Origin of the sequence: Parageobacillus sp. G301 (assembly GCF_030268025.1) — a bacterium.
Taxonomy (GTDB): domain Bacteria; phylum Bacillota; class Bacilli; order Bacillales; family Anoxybacillaceae; genus Parageobacillus_B; species Parageobacillus_B toebii.
This window is the reverse complement of the sequence record NZ_BSDB01000001.1, coordinates 629,252-644,878: the sequence shown is the minus strand read 5'-3', so window position 1 is coordinate 644,878 and position 15,627 is coordinate 629,252. Positions and strand designations below refer to the sequence as shown.

The window sequence follows — 15,627 nt, the reverse complement described above, 5'->3', positions numbered from 1 at the left end:
CTATGGGAGGGGTTACATGTCAATTTTACCAAAAACAAATGACTTAGGTTTTTTTGAAATACGTCTTGAGTCGATTGGAGGACTTGGCGCTAATTTAGCAGGAAAAATGCTCGCTGAAGCAGGAGTGCTGGGACATGGTTTAAATGGGTCGAACTTTTCGACATACGGCTCAGAGAAAAAAGGCACTCCTGTGAAAAGCTTTATACGTTTTTGTGAGCCAGATGTAGAGATTCGCGCCCATAGCCCGATTGAAGAACCGCATGTCATCGGGATATTTCATGAAGCGCTTTATAAAACGGTTGATGTTGTAAGTGGTTTAGTGCCTGATGGAATTGTTGTTGTTAATTCGACAAGAGATTTTGCAGATATTAGACGCGATTTACGTTTGGAATATGGGACGCTCGCTGTCGTAGATGCACTTGGGATTGCTGTAGAGGAAAAAACAAGGGTAAATACAGCCATGCTCGGGGCCTTATTCCGTGTTTGTGATTTTCTTGATCCTAACGCGATGAAAGAAGTAATTCGAAAAACGTTTTCAAAAAAATATCCACATCTAGTAGAACAGAATATTCGTACATTTGAACGAGGATATCATGAAGTTCGTTTTCAAACATATGAAGTATCGGAAAATGTTCGTGGAAAAGCATTTTCTCGCCCTGAGCCGCTTTTAGGATATGAAACACAAGAAATAGGTGGAATCATTGTTGCTAACGGAAATAGTATTTTCAAAGATTTAAGTGGGTCGCGTCAAGGATTTTTGCCGAAATGGGAAGCGGAAAAATGTATTCATTGTGTGGCCTGTGATAATGTTTGCCCTGATTTTTGTTTCGTTTGGGAAGAAGGCTTAGATAAAAAAGGCCGAAAACAAATGTTCTTAAAAGGTATCGATTACCAATATTGTAAAGGCTGTTTAAAATGCGTCGAAGCATGTCCGACAGATGCGTTAAGTGTTGAGAGAGAAACACTTGGGTTTGCTGATCAACATATGGTGAAACATAAATTCCCATTCGTAGCAGGGGGGACAAACTGATGGCAATGTTAGAAGAAAAAGTAGGAATGACAACAAAAGCAGAACAAGTGACAGCGTTTGAATCGGGGAATGAAATGGCGGCGCTTGCGGCTGCGCAAATTAACTATCATATTATGGGGTATTTTCCAATTACACCGTCTACAGAAATTGCTCAGCTATTAGATCAGATGAAATTACGAGGAGAGCATACGATTGAACTCATACCAGCCGATGGAGAACACGGTTCTGCCGGTATTTGTTATGGAGCGTCCATCATGGGGGCACGTGTGTTAAATGCAACGAGTGCAAACGGTTTAATGTACATGCTTGAGCAGTTGCCGGTACAGTCTGGGACGCGTTTTCCAATGGTGTTGAATTTAGTTACTCGCTCGATCAGCGGCCCGCTCGATATTCGTGGCGATCATTCTGATCTTTATTTTGCCTTAAATACTGGATGGGTTATTTTGCTCGCCCGCACTCCACAGGCGGTATATGACATGAATATTATGGCGTTGAAAATTGCTGAGCATGCCGATGTCCGTCTGCCTGTCATCGTCGCGTATGACGGCTTTTTCACATCACATCAAAAACGAAAAGTACAATATTTTAAAGACCGAAGCGTCGTACAATCCTTTATTGGTGAACGGCCAACGAATTTCCCAAATGCGTCCGACCCGAAAAAGCCGATTACCATCGGAGCTCATATGAACGGGGATGATTTAATCAATAATAACTATCAGCAATCAGAAGCTTTATACCGTGCAGGAGAGGTGTTCAAGCAAGTAGCGCGCGAGTATGCTGTGTTATCAGGCCGCGAATATCCGGTACTCGATTTATATAAAATGGAAGACGCGGAAGTAGCGTTATTTTTACTAAACTCAGCGGCAGAAACGGCAAAAGATGTCGTTGACAAGTTGCGGGCAAAAGGCATTAAAGCGGGAGTCATCAGCCCGAATATTATTCGTCCATTTCCAGTCGAAGAAATTCGCAAAGCATTAAAACATGTTAAAGCACTTCTTATCGGAGAACGGGCGGATTCGTACGGAGCACATGGGCCGAACATGACACATGAAGTGAAATCAGCTTTAAAAGAGGATAAAGAAAATAAAACGATCGTGTTAAGCCGCGTGTTTGGCGTTGGTGGGAAAGATTTTTATGCGGAAGATGCGGAAGCGTTTTTCCAAATGGCGATCGAGGCAATGGAAAAAGGATACGCAGAAAAGCCGTTTGATTATTTTGGACATGTGCCGGGCCGCCCTGAAAAGCGGCAAAAGCCAGTAATCGAGCCAATGCATGGAGATTCGTTTAAAACGGGATTAATTCAAGTTACTCAAGATGAAGAAACGAAGCGGCTAAAAGTAAAAATCCCTCCACTTCGTGCATTAACGGCGAAACCGAAACGACTTGCTCCGGGGCATGGCGCTTGTCCAGGATGTGGAATTTTCCCAGGGTTAGAGCTATTTTTTAAAGGAATTGAAGGCGATGTTGTCGTCTTATTCCAGACTGGGTGTGCTTACGTTGTAACGACTGCTTATCCATATAGCTCGCATAAACAAACGATGGTCCATAACTTATTCCAAAACGGGGCGGCAACCTTGTCAGGAATGGTGGAAGCATTTTTCGAAATGAAACGCCGCGGAGAACTCAATGTTTCTGATGATGTGACATTTGTGATGGTCACAGGCGACGGCGGCATGGACATCGGAATGGGATCCGCCATCGGAACTGCCCTGCGCAACCACAAATTAATTATTATCGAGTATGATAATGAAGGATATATGAACACCGGCTCCCAAATGTCCTATTCAACACCGATGGGACATATGACAAGCACGACGGGAGTTGGAAAAACGCAGCGCGGAAAGGCGTTTCATCATAAAGACACGCCGCAAATTATGGCGGCGACGAACATCCCTTACGTGTTTACGGGAGCAGAAGCGTTTCCGCAAGATTTAGTGAAAAAAGCGGCGAAAGCGCAATGGTATGCCCAGCATGAAGGAACGGTATACGGCAAGCTGCTTATTACATGCCCGCTAAACTGGAAATCGGAAGAACGATACGGAGAACAAATTTTGAAAGCGGCGGTAGATTCTTGTTTCTTCCCGCTATATGAAGTAGAACGTGGAAAAACAACTATTACGTATGATCCGGAAGAAAAAAATCGGCGCATTCCGTTAAGCGAATGGCTAAAATATATGGGAAAAGCGAAACATTTATTAAAAGAAGAAAACCGAGATCTTTTGATGGAACTGGAAGAAGAAGTTGAGCGAAGATGGCGCATACTAAAAGCAAAGCATGAACATCCGGATTTATAAAAAATGCGGAACAATCACGCAGGAGGTTTTCTTGTGTGATTGTTTCTTTATATTGGGGTGTGATATCGCTCACAACGTGTTTGCGAAAAACAAGGTACAATCATGACAAAGAAACAATAGGAGGGAATGGATAATGCATTCATTTTGTCATATGGTCGGGCACGAAGAAGTGGAGTTATGTTCAGGTTTAGAGCGTTTAAAGCAGGAGCATGAGCTATTGCGTGAACAAATGCATGATCTTTTTGAACTGGCACAGACTATTGGCAACAATGATGAAGTGCAAAATTGGAAAGAACGCTTGCTTGCATTACGGAAAAATGTTCTAGCATTTATTTATGAGTTAGATCCGCACTCAGAGCGGGAAGAAGGTGTGTTGTTTCCAATGATGGCTCGATATATCGGAAGAACATCCGGTCCGATTGCGGTCATGGAGTATGAACACGAACAAGCGAAACAACGAATCGCATCTTTTTTAACAAAAACAGCGGAGCTTCCAGAAGCGGTCGATCGGGAAAGCGCCATGGAGCTTGCCGATATGGTTAACCAAGCATATCACATTTTGTCGGAACACTTTATGAAAGAAGAAAATGTGTTATTCCCGATGGCTGAGCGGCTATTCTCGGATGAAGAAAAAGAAGAGCTGTCCGAAAAAATAAGCAAAATATAGAAAAAAAAAACGGGATATCTCCTCATAAAAATAGGAGTATCCCGTTTTTCTATTTATGCGAAAGGGGGAAGCATATTAATGAATGTTGTTTAGTTGTTCCGTTTGCTTAGGCATGCGTTTACGATAAACGACATAGTTTCGTTTAAGATAACGGAGCGGCAAGCTAAACACGTGCACCAATCTTGTAAATGGCCAAACGGCAAAAATGCCTAATGCTGCGATAATATGAATTTGAAACCAGATTGGCACTTGTTCCATATAAGCTGGATTTGGCTGGAACATTAGGATGCCGCGGAACCATGGACCGATTGTTGTTCGGTAGTCAAAGCCGTTAGAATCGATATTAAGCAGCGTAGAAGAAAATCCGGTTAGGATGACAATCGCGAGGAAAAGGAGAGCGATCCAATCTCCACGGCTGCTTGTTACTCTAACGCGTTTTACTGCTATGCGGCGGCGGATCAGAATGATTAGTCCGGTCAGAGCAGCCAATCCTGCCGGAATACCGCCAGCAAGGGCGATGAGGTGGTATGCTTCTTCCGAAATGCCCATCGTTTCGTAAACGGCTTCAGGAATCAGAATTCCCATGACATGTCCGATAAAAACAAATAAAATTCCCCAATGGAAAAGAAGGCTGCCGAGGCGCAACTGCTTTTTTTCCAATACTTCGCTTGATTTGGACGTCCAGCCAAACTGATCGTATTGATAACGCCAAATATGGCCGCCGATAAAAATCGTTAGGACAATGTAAGGCAAAATGACCCAAAGAAATTGTTCCAACATATCACACACTTCCTTTCGGGATTGGCTTCACACCAAGTTCTTCGAACGCCAGGAAAATAGCGTCGAAAATAGCGGTATAAGGACTTTCAATGGCTGCGAGCTGTTTTCGGATTTCATCGATATTGTTTGCATATGTTTCAAAGAGCGGAACAACATATTGTTGTTCCGCGTAGGCGGCAAACTCAAGCATTAGCGGCAAATAATCAGGGAGTTCTTGGTCGGTCGTATCAAAACCGGCCGCTTTATAACGCTGTTTTAGTTGCAAAAGCTCCAAACCGCGCTCGCGCTGCTCGCCTGTATTCATATAGGTAACATACAAATTTGTTTTTTTGCCGAAATCGAACGTTTCGACATATTGTTCCATGCGCTGCTGAGCAGGGATTGTTTGTATGTGATGAATAAAAGTCGAGATATTATTGACGATTGCATCATTTTGTACAGTATGGATTGCTTCTAGGCAGTCATCTAGCAAGTTTGCCCATTCTTCATCAGGATATGACAATAAATGGGATATGCATAAAAACACGGTTTGCATTTGTTCTTGATCCATCATTTATCACCTCGTATTAAGAGAGCGTGCCGCAAGCACCTGGACCGCCGGCAAATGATAAACCGCAGCTTCCTTGTTCCGCGTATAATTCGGCGACTTCTTCGCGATGGGATGCCGGAATCACGAAGCGGTCTTTATATTTGGCGATCGCTAATAAACGGTACATGTCTTCGATATCTTGTTCGCTTAAATCGAGCTCTTCTATCATGCTGATATCGGGTTGTTTGTTTGTTTGACGCGCGCGCATATAGGAACGCATCGCCGCCATTTTTTTCAACGTAATACGGATGTGTGTTTCATCTCCAGCTGTTAATAAATTTGCTAAATATTGAATTGGGATGCGCATTTCATCAATCGCTGGGAAAATGTCTTCCGCATTCGCTTTGCTTCCTTTTCCTTCAAACATGTTCATAATCGGGCTTAATGGCGGAATGTACCATACCATTGGCAATGTGCGGTATTCCGGGTGAAGCGGAAGCGCGATTTTCCAATCGACAATCATTTTATAAATCGGCGAACGCTGCGCCGCTTCGATCCATTCATCCGGAATACCTTCTTCTTTTGCTTTTGCGATCACTTCCGGATCGTGCGGATCGAGGAAAATGCCAAGCTGTGCATGATACAACTCTTTTTCGTCTTCTACGCTCGCCGCTTCTTTCACTTTGTCGGCATCGTAAAGCATGACGCCGATGTAACGAATGCGGCCGACACACGTTTCCGCGCAGATCGTCGGCATGCCCGCTTCAATGCGTGGGAAGCAGAGCGTGCATTTTTCCGCTTTATTTGTTTGCCAGTTGAAATATACTTTTTTATATGGACAGCTCGTTACGCAATAACGCCAGGCGCGGCATGCGTTTTGGTCAACGAGGACGATGCCATCCTCGTCGCGTTTATACATCGCTCCTGACGGGCAGCTCGAGACGCACGATGGATTGATGCAATGTTCGCAAATACGCGGCAAATACATCATAAAGACGTTTTCGAACTCCGCTTGAATCGACTGCTCCATTTTGACAACGTTTGGATCTCTCAATCCGGTAATATGGGCGCCGGCAAGGTCGTCTTCCCAGTTTGGCCCCCAAGATAGTTCCATAAACTCGCCGGTGATCGCCGATTTCGGGCGAGCAACCGGCTGATGGTGTTTTTCGGGGCTAGTGGTCAATGTTTCGTAATCGTAATTCCACGGTTCATAATAATCATCAATCGTTGGCTGGTATGGGTTGTAAAACAAGTTAAGCAGACGGGTTGCTTTCGAGCCGGATTTCAACTGGAGTTCCCCGTTTTTGAGCTCCCAGCCGCCTTTATATTTGTCTTGATCTTCCCACTGTTTCGGATAACCGATCCCTGGTTTTGTTTCGACGTTGTTGAAATACATATATTCTGCACCGGGACGATTTGTCCACGTATTTTTGCAAGTGACGCTGCACGTATGGCAGCCGATGCATTTATCTAAATTCATAACCATGCCGACTTGCGCTTTAATCTTCAAGCCAATCGACCTCCTCTAATTTGCGAATAATGACATACAAGTCGCGTTGGTTTCCAGTTGGACCGTAATAGTTAAATCCGTAGCTTAATTGCGCATACCCACCAATCATATGGGTCGGTTTCATATGAATGCGTGTCGGGCTGTTGTGCGTGCCTCCGCGGTTGTTTGTCAGTTTCGTACCAGGAACGTTAATGTGTCGGTCCTGGGCGTGGTGCATAAATGCCATACCGCGCGGCAAACGGTGAGAGACAACAGCGCGTGCGACAACGACGCCGTTGCGGTTGAAGCATTCAATCCAGTCGTTATCGCGAATGCCGGCTTCTTCGGCATCATCTTTGTTGATCCAGACGGTCGGACCGCCGCGGAACAGCGTAAGCATTGGCAGCGCATCAAAGTACATGCTGTGAATCGACCATTTGTTATGTGGTGTTAAATAATTCAGAACGATTTCTTTTCCTTTGACGTCCGGACGTTTTTTCGAAAATGGGCGATGCTGCAAGATTGGTTTAAACGTTGCCATTGCTTCGCCAAATTCATGCATTAATTCGTGATCCAAGTAATACGACTGACGTCCTGTCAATGTCCGCCAAGGAATGAGCCGTTCGACGTTCGTCGTAAACGGTGAATAACGTCTTCCGCCTTTTTCTGAGCCGCTAAACGCCGGTGAAGTGATGACTGTTTTTGGCTGTGCGGTAATTTGCTCGAACGTAAAGCATTCTTCTTCACGTTCTTTCGCTAAATCGACAAGCGACAAGTTCGTCTTTTTCTCGAGCGCTTCCCATGCTTTGACCGCAACTTTTCCGTTTGTTGTCGATGATAGCGCGAGGATCGCTTCCGCCGCATTTTTCGCATCGCTAATATCTGGGCAGCCGGCGGCAATCGACGAGCGTTTGATCGTGCCTAACGTCTTTTTCAATTTTTCGTACTCCTCTTTGACCGACCAAGCAATGCCTTTTGTGCCCATTGGTTGTTTGGCCACGTTCGGTCCAAGGGAGATCATTTTATCGTAAATAAGTGTATAGTCGCGCTCGACGACATGAATGTTCGGCATCGTTTTTCCTGGGATTGGTTCGCACTCGCCTTTACTCCAGTCACGTACTTTGCCGAAAGGCTGTGACAATTCTTGCGCCGTGTCATGAAGAAGAGGAGTCGCCACCACTTCTTTGACCGGCTTCATGCCGATTTGTTTTGCGACATCAGAAACGGCTTTTGCTAATGACTTGAAAATATCCCAGTCTGAGCGTGCTTCCCACGGCGAGGAAATCGCTGGATTAAATGGATGAACAAACGGATGCATATCCGTGCTGCTTAAGTCGTGTTTTTCGTACCATGTTGCAGCAGGAAGAACGATATCGGAATATAGCGCCGTTCCCGCCATGCGAAAATCTAAGTTGATTAATAAATCGAGCTTTCCTTCCGGTGCTTGTTCGCGCCACGTGATTTCTTGCGGACGCAAACTGTCTTGATCATCGTTCATCAATCCGTGTGTGGTGCCTAGCAAATGTTTTAAGAAATACTCATGGCCTTTGCCCGAGCTAGAAATTAAGTTTGCGCGCCAAACGATTAAATTTCTTGGGAAGTTGGCTTCATGATCCGGATCTTCAATCGCAAATCGCAGTGTTTTTTCTTTTAATTGTCGAGCGACATATTGCGCGATTTGTTCCGGTGTCGAAGCGCCGGCGGCAACGGCTTCTTCATACAAGTCAATGCCGTTTTTGTTAAATGTCGGATAAGAAGGCAGCCAGCCAAGCCGTGCTGCAAGAACGTTATAATCAGCATAATGTGAATAACGTGCTTTTTTCACAAGCGGAGAAACAAGTTCATCGACTGGTATTTCTTCATAGCGCCATTGGTCAGTCGCAAAGTAGAAGAACGATGTACCATTTTGCAATTTTGGCGGCATCGTCCAATCGCGCGCTGTCATAATCGTTTGCCATCCTTCTGCCGGACGCAGTTTTTCTTGTCCGACGTAGTGCGCCCATCCGCCGCCGTTGACTCCTTGCGCGCCGACGAACAAGACAAGATTTAATACGGCGCGGTAAATCGCATCGGAGTGGAACCAATGGTTAATGCCAGCGCCGACAATAATCATTGAGCGGCCGTTGGTGTCAATCGCGTTTTGCGCGAACTCGCGCGCGATTTTAATCGCTAGCTCGCGTTTGACGCCGGTAATCGTTTCTTGCCATGCTGGCGTGAATGGAACAAGATCATTGTACGTACGGGCGACGTTTCCACCAATCCCGCGGTCGACGCCGTAATTGGCAAGGACAAGATCATAGACGGTCGTTACATACGTTTCGCCATTTTCGGTTTGTATTTTTTTTGCCGGGACGACGCGTTCAATCGTTTCCCTTCCTTCATTAGTAAAGTACGGAATATGAATCGTAACGAGCTCATCTTCGCTCCCTAAAAACGATAGACAAGGTTCAATCGGCTGTTCCGTTTCTTCATCCACCATATGTAAATTCCATTTTCCTTGATCGTCCCAGCGCGAACCGATTGTTCCATGCGGAATCGTAAATGTTTTTTTATTTTCATCGTAAACGACCGGCTTCCATTCGGCGTTGGTGACGTTGCGGCCGAGATCTTTTGCCTGCAAGAAGCGGTCGGCCACCCATTTGTTGCCATCTTTTTTCAAAGTGACGACGAACGGAAAATCGGTGTATGTTTTGGCATATTGCTGGAAGTAAGGAACTTGCCGATCGACGTAATATTCTTTTAAAATGACATGGCCCATGGCCATGGCGAGCGCGCCATCTGTTCCTGGTTTCACGCTGAGCCAATCATCGGCAAACTTTGTCGATTCGGCATAGTCTGGGCTGATTGACACGACTTTTGTACCGCGGTAGCGAACTTCCGCTAAAAAGTGGGCGTCTGGCGTCCGGGTGAGCGGTACATTGGACCCCCATGTAATAATGTAGCCGGAGTTATACCAGTCACTCGATTCCGGAACGTCGGTTTGGTCGCCCCAAATTTGCGGCGATGCAGGCGGCAGGTCCGCATACCAGTCGTAAAAGCTAAGCATCGGTCCGCCTATCAGCTGCATAAAGCGTGAACCGGCCGCATGGCTGACCATCGACATCGCTGGAATTGGCGAAAAACCAACATTGCGGTCCGGACCGTATTTGATAACAGTATATAATAGTGATGTAGCGACAAGCGTTAACGCTTCATCCCAGCTGACGCGGACAAATCCTCCCTTTCCGCGCGCTTGTTTATACCGTTTTGCTTTTTCCGGATTTTCGACGATGCTTTTCCAAGCGTCAAGCGGATTTTTATGCTCTTGTAACGCTTCCCGCCACATATCCATCAACACGCCGCGCACGTATGGATATTTCACGCGGAGCGGGCTGTAAATGTACCAAGAAAAGCTTGCGCCGCGAGGACAACCGCGTGGTTCAAAATCAGGCATATCCGGTCCGGTTGACGGATAATCAATTTGTTGTCCTTCCCATGTGACGATTCCGTCTTTTACGTAAATGTTCCAGCTACATGAGCCAGTGCAGTTGACTCCATGGGTGGAACGGACGACTTTATCATGCTGCCAACGGCGGCGGTAAACATTTTCCCAATCGCGGTCGCCGTAGGTTACCTCACTATGGTCATTAGCATATCGTTCGATCGGTTTCATATATTTGAAACGATTCAATAACGGAGATCGTTTTCGTTTCATTTTGTTTCACTCCTTCATCAATTTGTGTAATTTTACTATAGCCATAATGAAAATAAAGGGATGTTAACTTTGTCACAATTGGTGCGTTTGTCACAAATCTGTCAAATGGTGATCGAAAACGAACAAACATTCTTTTCTTGTGTTATAATAGAGAAAAAGTTTTACATAATGAGGAGGTCGCATTGAGGTATCATAGTCATATTGTTACGTCATTATGTTTTGGGGCAGCGGTCGCTGCGCATACATCACTTTCGTTTAGTGTAAGCTATACGGCGGGAATTGTCGTCGGCAGCTTACTTCCCGACATTGATGAACCGAAGTCGTACGTTGGACGGCGCTCAATGGGGGTATCCAATAAAGTAAAAGAAGCGTTTGGCCATCGCGGCATGACCCATTCGCTTGTTGTATGGGGAATCATCGCTCTTGTTATGATGTGGGAATCGTCTTCGTTATTTGCCGCCGGTTTTGTGCTCGGCTATTTGTTTCATATTCTCGAAGACTTTTTCTCTGTCCAAGGTGTGCCGCTCTTTTGGCCGTTCACTTTAAAGCGATTTAAAATTCCCATCTATCGCACAGGCAATTTCATCGAAAAAGCGCTCTTTTACGCGGCGTTTGCCTTGCTTGTCTATATAGGCGCAAAAGAACAGCTGTTTTTCGAATGGTGGCGTTCTCTTGCTTTATTTCGATGAGAAAAAAAAGGAAAAAAGTTTGTCTGCGGCGAATTACAAAAAATAATTGATCGAATGAAAAGATTTGTTTCGGCGAGTGCCGGGCAAATCTTTTTTGTTAAAAAATAAAATTCATCATTTTTGTTCTTTTATCTATAAATCTATAGAGTTCAATTATAAATCCGTTTTACATTAGTGTTATATATTATGTTTGTCCACAAAGCGGGATTGTATGGCAAAACATTATGCTACGTGATATTTTGAAAGAAGAAAAGTAAAGGGGTTTCGCACATGAATATAGAACGAATCGCCACATATATCAAAGAAAAACGTATCATGAAGGCATTGAATGAAATCAAGCCGGTGCTTGCGGAAACAGAAAAGCGCTTGTTTTTTTATTGGAGAACACAGCTGCGTTCGTTTGAAACGGTAGAACCGTTTTATCATTTAATTCGTCTATTTGATTACGCATTAATGTATCGCCATAGCGCGGTGCTTGCGCGCTACGCCCACCGCCGTTTTTCCACATTGCAAACGTTAACGTGGGTATGTGATGAGTGGCTCGAAGAACGAAGACCGCTCGATATCGAGGAAGCACTGCGGCCGCGGTTGGAAGCGATCGAAGTAAGTGAGGAAAACCGGGAACATGTGGCGCGCGCCGCTTTTACTCTCGTACGAGCGTTGCTTGAAATGAGACGGATCGAAGAAGCTCGTGAATGGATGCAAGTGGTCGAGCAGTATGAAACATTGCCGATGTATGATAAGTGGGGATACTTTTACATAGAAGCCGGCGATCGTGACAAAGCGGAAGAAGTGTTGCGAAAAGGGCTAGCGGAATGGGAACGCGGCGATATGTGCCATTTGCTGCTTGCGGATTTATACGCGTTAAACGGGCAGCACCAAAAAGCGCTTGAAATCGTGGAACGTGGCATCGAACGGTTTCCACAAGTTCCCGCATTATATGTGGAAAAAGCGCGGCGTTTGCGAGATTTGCATGAGTACGAGGCAGCATTGGCAGCGATGGACGAGGTTGATCGGCTAGCTCCTTATCATGTACACCGCCGCTATTTTGCACATGCGCGCGCGCAAATGTACTATAAGCTCGGCAAAATGGACGAGCTTGCAGCGCTCGTTCAGACGGAGAAATCATTGGCTTCTTCGCCATACGCTAGCGTGTTTGAACGCGCCTCCGGTGCCCAGGTGATGTTACCGATTGTGCCTGTTGTGCAAAAGCATAATTATTGCGTGCCCGCGAGTTTAGAAATGATGCTTTATTTGTTGGGCAAACCGCTTACACAAGATGAAATCGCCGAGCATATTTTCGATGTGCGCGGCTCAAAATTATCGACGACCGTTCATTATTTGGAAACGCTTGGATTTTGGTGCCGATTTTTCATTGGCTCTGCGGAGCGGTGGAAACGGTTGATCGATGAAGGGCTTCCGGTGTTGTTAAGCGTCGATTACGAGCATTCGTCTCACGTTCAAGTGTTGTTTGGCTATGATGAGCGCCTTGGGGCGTTCTATGTGCAAGACCCAAACATGCTTGAGCCATTGGTTGTTGCTTATGATGAAGTCGAAAAATGGTATGCGGGAACACATTATTTGTCGATTGTTGCGATTCCCCGGGAAAAAGAAGCGATCGCTATATCGCTGCCGGAAGCGGAAGATCAATATTTCCGTCAGCTTCATGCCTTCGCCGAAAAAATGGATGAAGATGAGCAAGCGTATATGGCGCCGTTTCTCGCTTTTTTGCGCGAACATGGCCATATTCCGTATACATGGCTGTATGTCGTCAAACATTTTGGCACGGAAGAAGCAAAAGAGCTGCTTCTCGACTATACCGAGCGGGTGCTTGCCCAATACGGCGATATCAATGATTTGCTGCTTGTAGCAGCGAAAGCGTATGTGTATGTGAAAGAAATCGAACGTGCCGAAGCGGTGCTGGCGCGGGTGAAAGGAAAAGACCGCAGTCCGCTCTACCACTATTTGCGGGGACGGATTGCGTTTTACGAAAGCCGGTACAAAGAAGCAAGCAGACATTTCCGTTCTTCCCTTCAGCTTGACCCTGACCAGCCAGATGTATGGAGTTATATGGCACTTAGTGAAACGTATTACGGAAATGAAGCGAAAGGAGTTGAATTATCGAAAATCGCTTTATCCCTACAGCCTGATGGCCCATTTGTTTGCACCAATCACGGCATCATTTTATTCCACACGGAACAGTTTCAGGAGGCGCGAGCCTTTTTTGATCAGTTGTTGCGCCGTCACAAACGCGAAGCGCATTTATGGTATGAACGGGCAAGATGCGACGAAAAGTTGGGGAAAACTCGCAAAGCGGAGCGCGGTTTTCTCATTGCCAAAGCACTCGAAGAACAGGAGCCGTATCCGTATTTGGCGTTAGCTGATTTATATGAAGGACAATTAGATTGTCCGGAAAAAGCCGAAGCCATTTTATTAGAAGGAATCGAAAAAGCCGGACATGCGTCCATCTTATACGTCCGTCTCGGCGACTGGTATATGGAACAAGAGCAGATAGAAAAAGCGGAAGCGCAATATAAAAAAGCGCTCGCACAGGACGAGACAGATGTATTTGCCCATCTCGGCATGGCGTACGTGTGGGTGCAAAACGGGCAGGGTGATAAAGCAAAGCAGTATTTGTTTGAGAAAAAACAACTCTTTGCCCAAAATAGCGAGTTTTTATTAAACGCGGGGAAAATACTCTTTACAAATGGATTAGTAGCGGCATCGGAGGACCGAGACGTTACGTTTTCGTTTCTAGAAGACGGGCTGCGGTTTGCGCAATTTGATGCGGCCGAAGCGTACGAATTTTATATCGAACGACTGATTGACTATTCCCTTGTCGAACGGGGAATTGCCTTTCTGCAAAAGTTAGTAGTCGAGCGTCCAACCGATATCAACGCGCTTTGTTATCTCGGTGTACTCTATGAACAAATGGGCTTGTTTGCCAACGCCATCCGTTTATACGAACGAGCGAGCGAGGTTCGCAAAAGCACGTTTCCACTCTATCGTCTTGCCGAAACGTATCGTACGTTGGAACGGTTTGATGAAGCAAAACGATATTACGAAGCGTGTCTCGCGATAGACGAGACGTTTACGGTTGCTCATCTGCGGTTAGCCGTTCTTTATGAAATCGAAGAAAATGCGGACAAGCAGCGGTTTCATTTGAAAAAAGCGCTTGAGCACGATCCGCTTCACGTCCATGTAGAGAATGCCGTTCGATTGTTTGACAATCCCACCTCGCTAATCGAGACGATAGAAGCCGCACGCGCCCAAGCAGGAGATATTTGGTATTATGACAGCCTTGGCTACGTATACGGAATGCTCGGTGAGCTTACTAAAGAAAAAGAAGCAGTTGAACAAGCGCTTCGCATCGATTCCGATCATGCGGAGTTGCTGCACCATTATGCGAAAGTATTAATAAAGGAAGGAAAGATAAACGAAGCCATAGCCATTATCGAACGGCTCATCGAACAAGATGTCCGCAATGAAGAATTATATGACACGTATATTCAAGCATTTTTGCATACTATCAAAGGATTAGTGCAGATTAGCGAACGGCTGCGTAAATGGAAGCTGGAAAACAACGATAAAAGTTTGGTGTACATGTATGTCGCTTCTTCTCTTTCCTCGTATGTTATGAACGCACAGCGTCAGGAAGAGGAAGGTTCGCTCGCAAAACGAATATGGACACGAGCAAAGGCATGGACGAAACAGTTTTTCTCGGCTGCTTCCGTCATCGATTTATATGAAACAGCGATTCGCCTAGACCGCGGCAACATGGAAGCGTATGAGCGCCTTGCTGAGTTTTACGAAGCGGGGGAATTGCTCGACGATGCGATGAAAACGCTTCGTAAAGCGCTAAAATACGAATGGAATACGGGAGTCGCTCGAAAGCTTGTCACGTTGCTAGTCAATGCGGACAGCAGCAAGTTAAGAAAAGAAGCAAAAGAGTGGATCGAGCGGCTTTTGGAGGAGCAACCAAACGATTTGTCGATGCTGGAGTTAAAGGCGTTATTGCTTCTCAATGATGGACAGGAAGAGGAAGCGGAGCGTATCTTTCTTTCATTAATCGAAACCGATCCGCTGCTATATCGCAGTATTTTGGCGTTAGGAACACTGTATAATGACAAGCAGCGCTATGACGAAGCGATTCATGTGCTTGCGAACGGTCTTTGCCATCATCCGAACGACCCAGAGATGATGAGTGAGTTGGCGCGGGCATATGACGAACGTGGGCAAACAGAAAAGGCGCTTTCGGTAGTGGAAGAATGGCTTCGTTTCGATGAAGTGGATTTATCGGCGCATTACCAACGGGCGTGTTATTTGGCCAAACTCGGACGAATGCAAGAAGCGGAAGCCGAACTAGCGTATATCCTTGGCGAAGATGAAACTGGTTATTTTTCAGAATTGGCAAAAGAAGAGAAATTGTTTGCGTCCTTCACGCGGCCATAAGTC

9 protein-coding genes are annotated in these 15,627 nt (G+C 45.7%); 5 read left to right on the top strand and 4 right to left on the bottom strand.

The window, feature by feature from the left end; all coding sequences use genetic code 11:
- Positions 1-16 precede the first annotated feature (16 nt).
- The 3 genes from QSJ37_RS03420 to QSJ37_RS03410 all read left to right on the top strand — a co-directional run bounded on the left by QSJ37_RS03420 (position 17) and on the right by QSJ37_RS03410 (position 3,991).
- Entirely contained in the window at positions 17-1,030 is a 1,014-nt protein-coding gene (locus QSJ37_RS03420) for a 2-oxoacid:acceptor oxidoreductase family protein (RefSeq protein ID WP_285753716.1), read from the top strand.
- The gene (locus QSJ37_RS03415) at positions 1,030-3,324 is read left to right on the top strand and encodes a thiamine pyrophosphate-dependent enzyme (RefSeq protein WP_285753714.1); all 2,295 of its coding nucleotides are present in this window, start codon (positions 1,030-1,032) and stop codon (positions 3,322-3,324) included. The genes QSJ37_RS03420 and QSJ37_RS03415 overlap by 1 nt, the downstream gene beginning before the upstream one ends.
- Before the next feature lie 133 nt (positions 3,325-3,457).
- Complete coding sequence (locus QSJ37_RS03410; protein ID WP_285753712.1) at positions 3,458-3,991, top strand: hemerythrin domain-containing protein; 534 nt, start codon at positions 3,458-3,460, stop codon at positions 3,989-3,991.
- A gap of 75 nt (positions 3,992-4,066) precedes the next feature.
- Here QSJ37_RS03410 and narI read toward each other — a convergent pair whose 3' ends face one another.
- From narI to QSJ37_RS03390, 4 genes are read right to left on the bottom strand one after another with little or no spacing between them, the layout of a single operon-like run.
- Positions 4,067-4,771, bottom strand: a complete 705-nt coding sequence (gene narI / locus QSJ37_RS03405; RefSeq protein ID WP_285753710.1) for a respiratory nitrate reductase subunit gamma — start codon at positions 4,769-4,771, stop codon at positions 4,067-4,069.
- 1 nt (position 4,772) lies between these two features.
- Positions 4,773-5,321, bottom strand: coding sequence for a nitrate reductase molybdenum cofactor assembly chaperone (narJ, locus tag QSJ37_RS03400; RefSeq protein ID WP_285754744.1), 549 nt, complete (start codon positions 5,319-5,321; stop codon positions 4,773-4,775).
- Between the two features lie 16 nt (positions 5,322-5,337).
- On the bottom strand, positions 5,338-6,810 hold the full coding sequence (narH, locus tag QSJ37_RS03395; RefSeq protein ID WP_285753708.1) for a nitrate reductase subunit beta: 1,473 nt from the start codon (positions 6,808-6,810) through the stop codon (positions 5,338-5,340).
- Complete coding sequence (locus QSJ37_RS03390; RefSeq protein ID WP_285753707.1) at positions 6,800-10,483, bottom strand: nitrate reductase subunit alpha; 3,684 nt, start codon at positions 10,481-10,483, stop codon at positions 6,800-6,802. The genes narH and QSJ37_RS03390 overlap by 11 nt, the downstream gene beginning before the upstream one ends.
- Before the next feature lie 182 nt (positions 10,484-10,665).
- On the opposite strand from QSJ37_RS03390, the gene QSJ37_RS03385 reads away from it, so the two are divergent.
- Positions 10,666-11,172, top strand: a complete 507-nt coding sequence (locus QSJ37_RS03385; protein ID WP_285753705.1) for a metal-dependent hydrolase — start codon at positions 10,666-10,668, stop codon at positions 11,170-11,172.
- A gap of 270 nt (positions 11,173-11,442) precedes the next feature.
- Positions 11,443-15,624 carry a bacteriocin-processing peptidase family protein gene (locus tag QSJ37_RS03380; RefSeq protein ID WP_285753704.1) on the top strand — a complete coding sequence of 1,394 codons (4,182 nt, stop codon included), beginning with the start codon at positions 11,443-11,445 and terminating at the stop codon, positions 15,622-15,624.
- The last annotated feature ends 3 nt before the right edge of the window (positions 15,625-15,627 follow it).

What these genes read in the sequence shown, in the direction of transcription:
- QSJ37_RS03420 (WP_285753716.1), top strand. Translation starts at nt 17, where the DNA reads ATGTCAATTTTACCAAAAACAAATGACTTAGGTTTTTTTGAAATACGT.
- QSJ37_RS03415 (WP_285753714.1), top strand. Translation starts at nt 1,030, where the DNA reads ATGGCAATGTTAGAAGAAAAAGTAGGAATGACAACAAAAGCAGAACAA.
- QSJ37_RS03410 (WP_285753712.1), top strand. Translation starts at nt 3,458, where the DNA reads ATGCATTCATTTTGTCATATGGTCGGGCACGAAGAAGTGGAGTTATGT.
- narI (WP_285753710.1), bottom strand. Translation starts at nt 4,771, where the DNA reads ATGTTGGAACAATTTCTTTGGGTCATTTTGCCTTACATTGTCCTAACG.
- narJ (WP_285754744.1), bottom strand. Translation starts at nt 5,321, where the DNA reads ATGGATCAAGAACAAATGCAAACCGTGTTTTTATGCATATCCCATTTA.
- QSJ37_RS03390 (WP_285753707.1), bottom strand. Translation starts at nt 10,483, where the DNA reads ATGAAACGAAAACGATCTCCGTTATTGAATCGTTTCAAATATATGAAA.
- QSJ37_RS03380 (WP_285753704.1), top strand. Translation starts at nt 11,443, where the DNA reads ATGAATATAGAACGAATCGCCACATATATCAAAGAAAAACGTATCATG.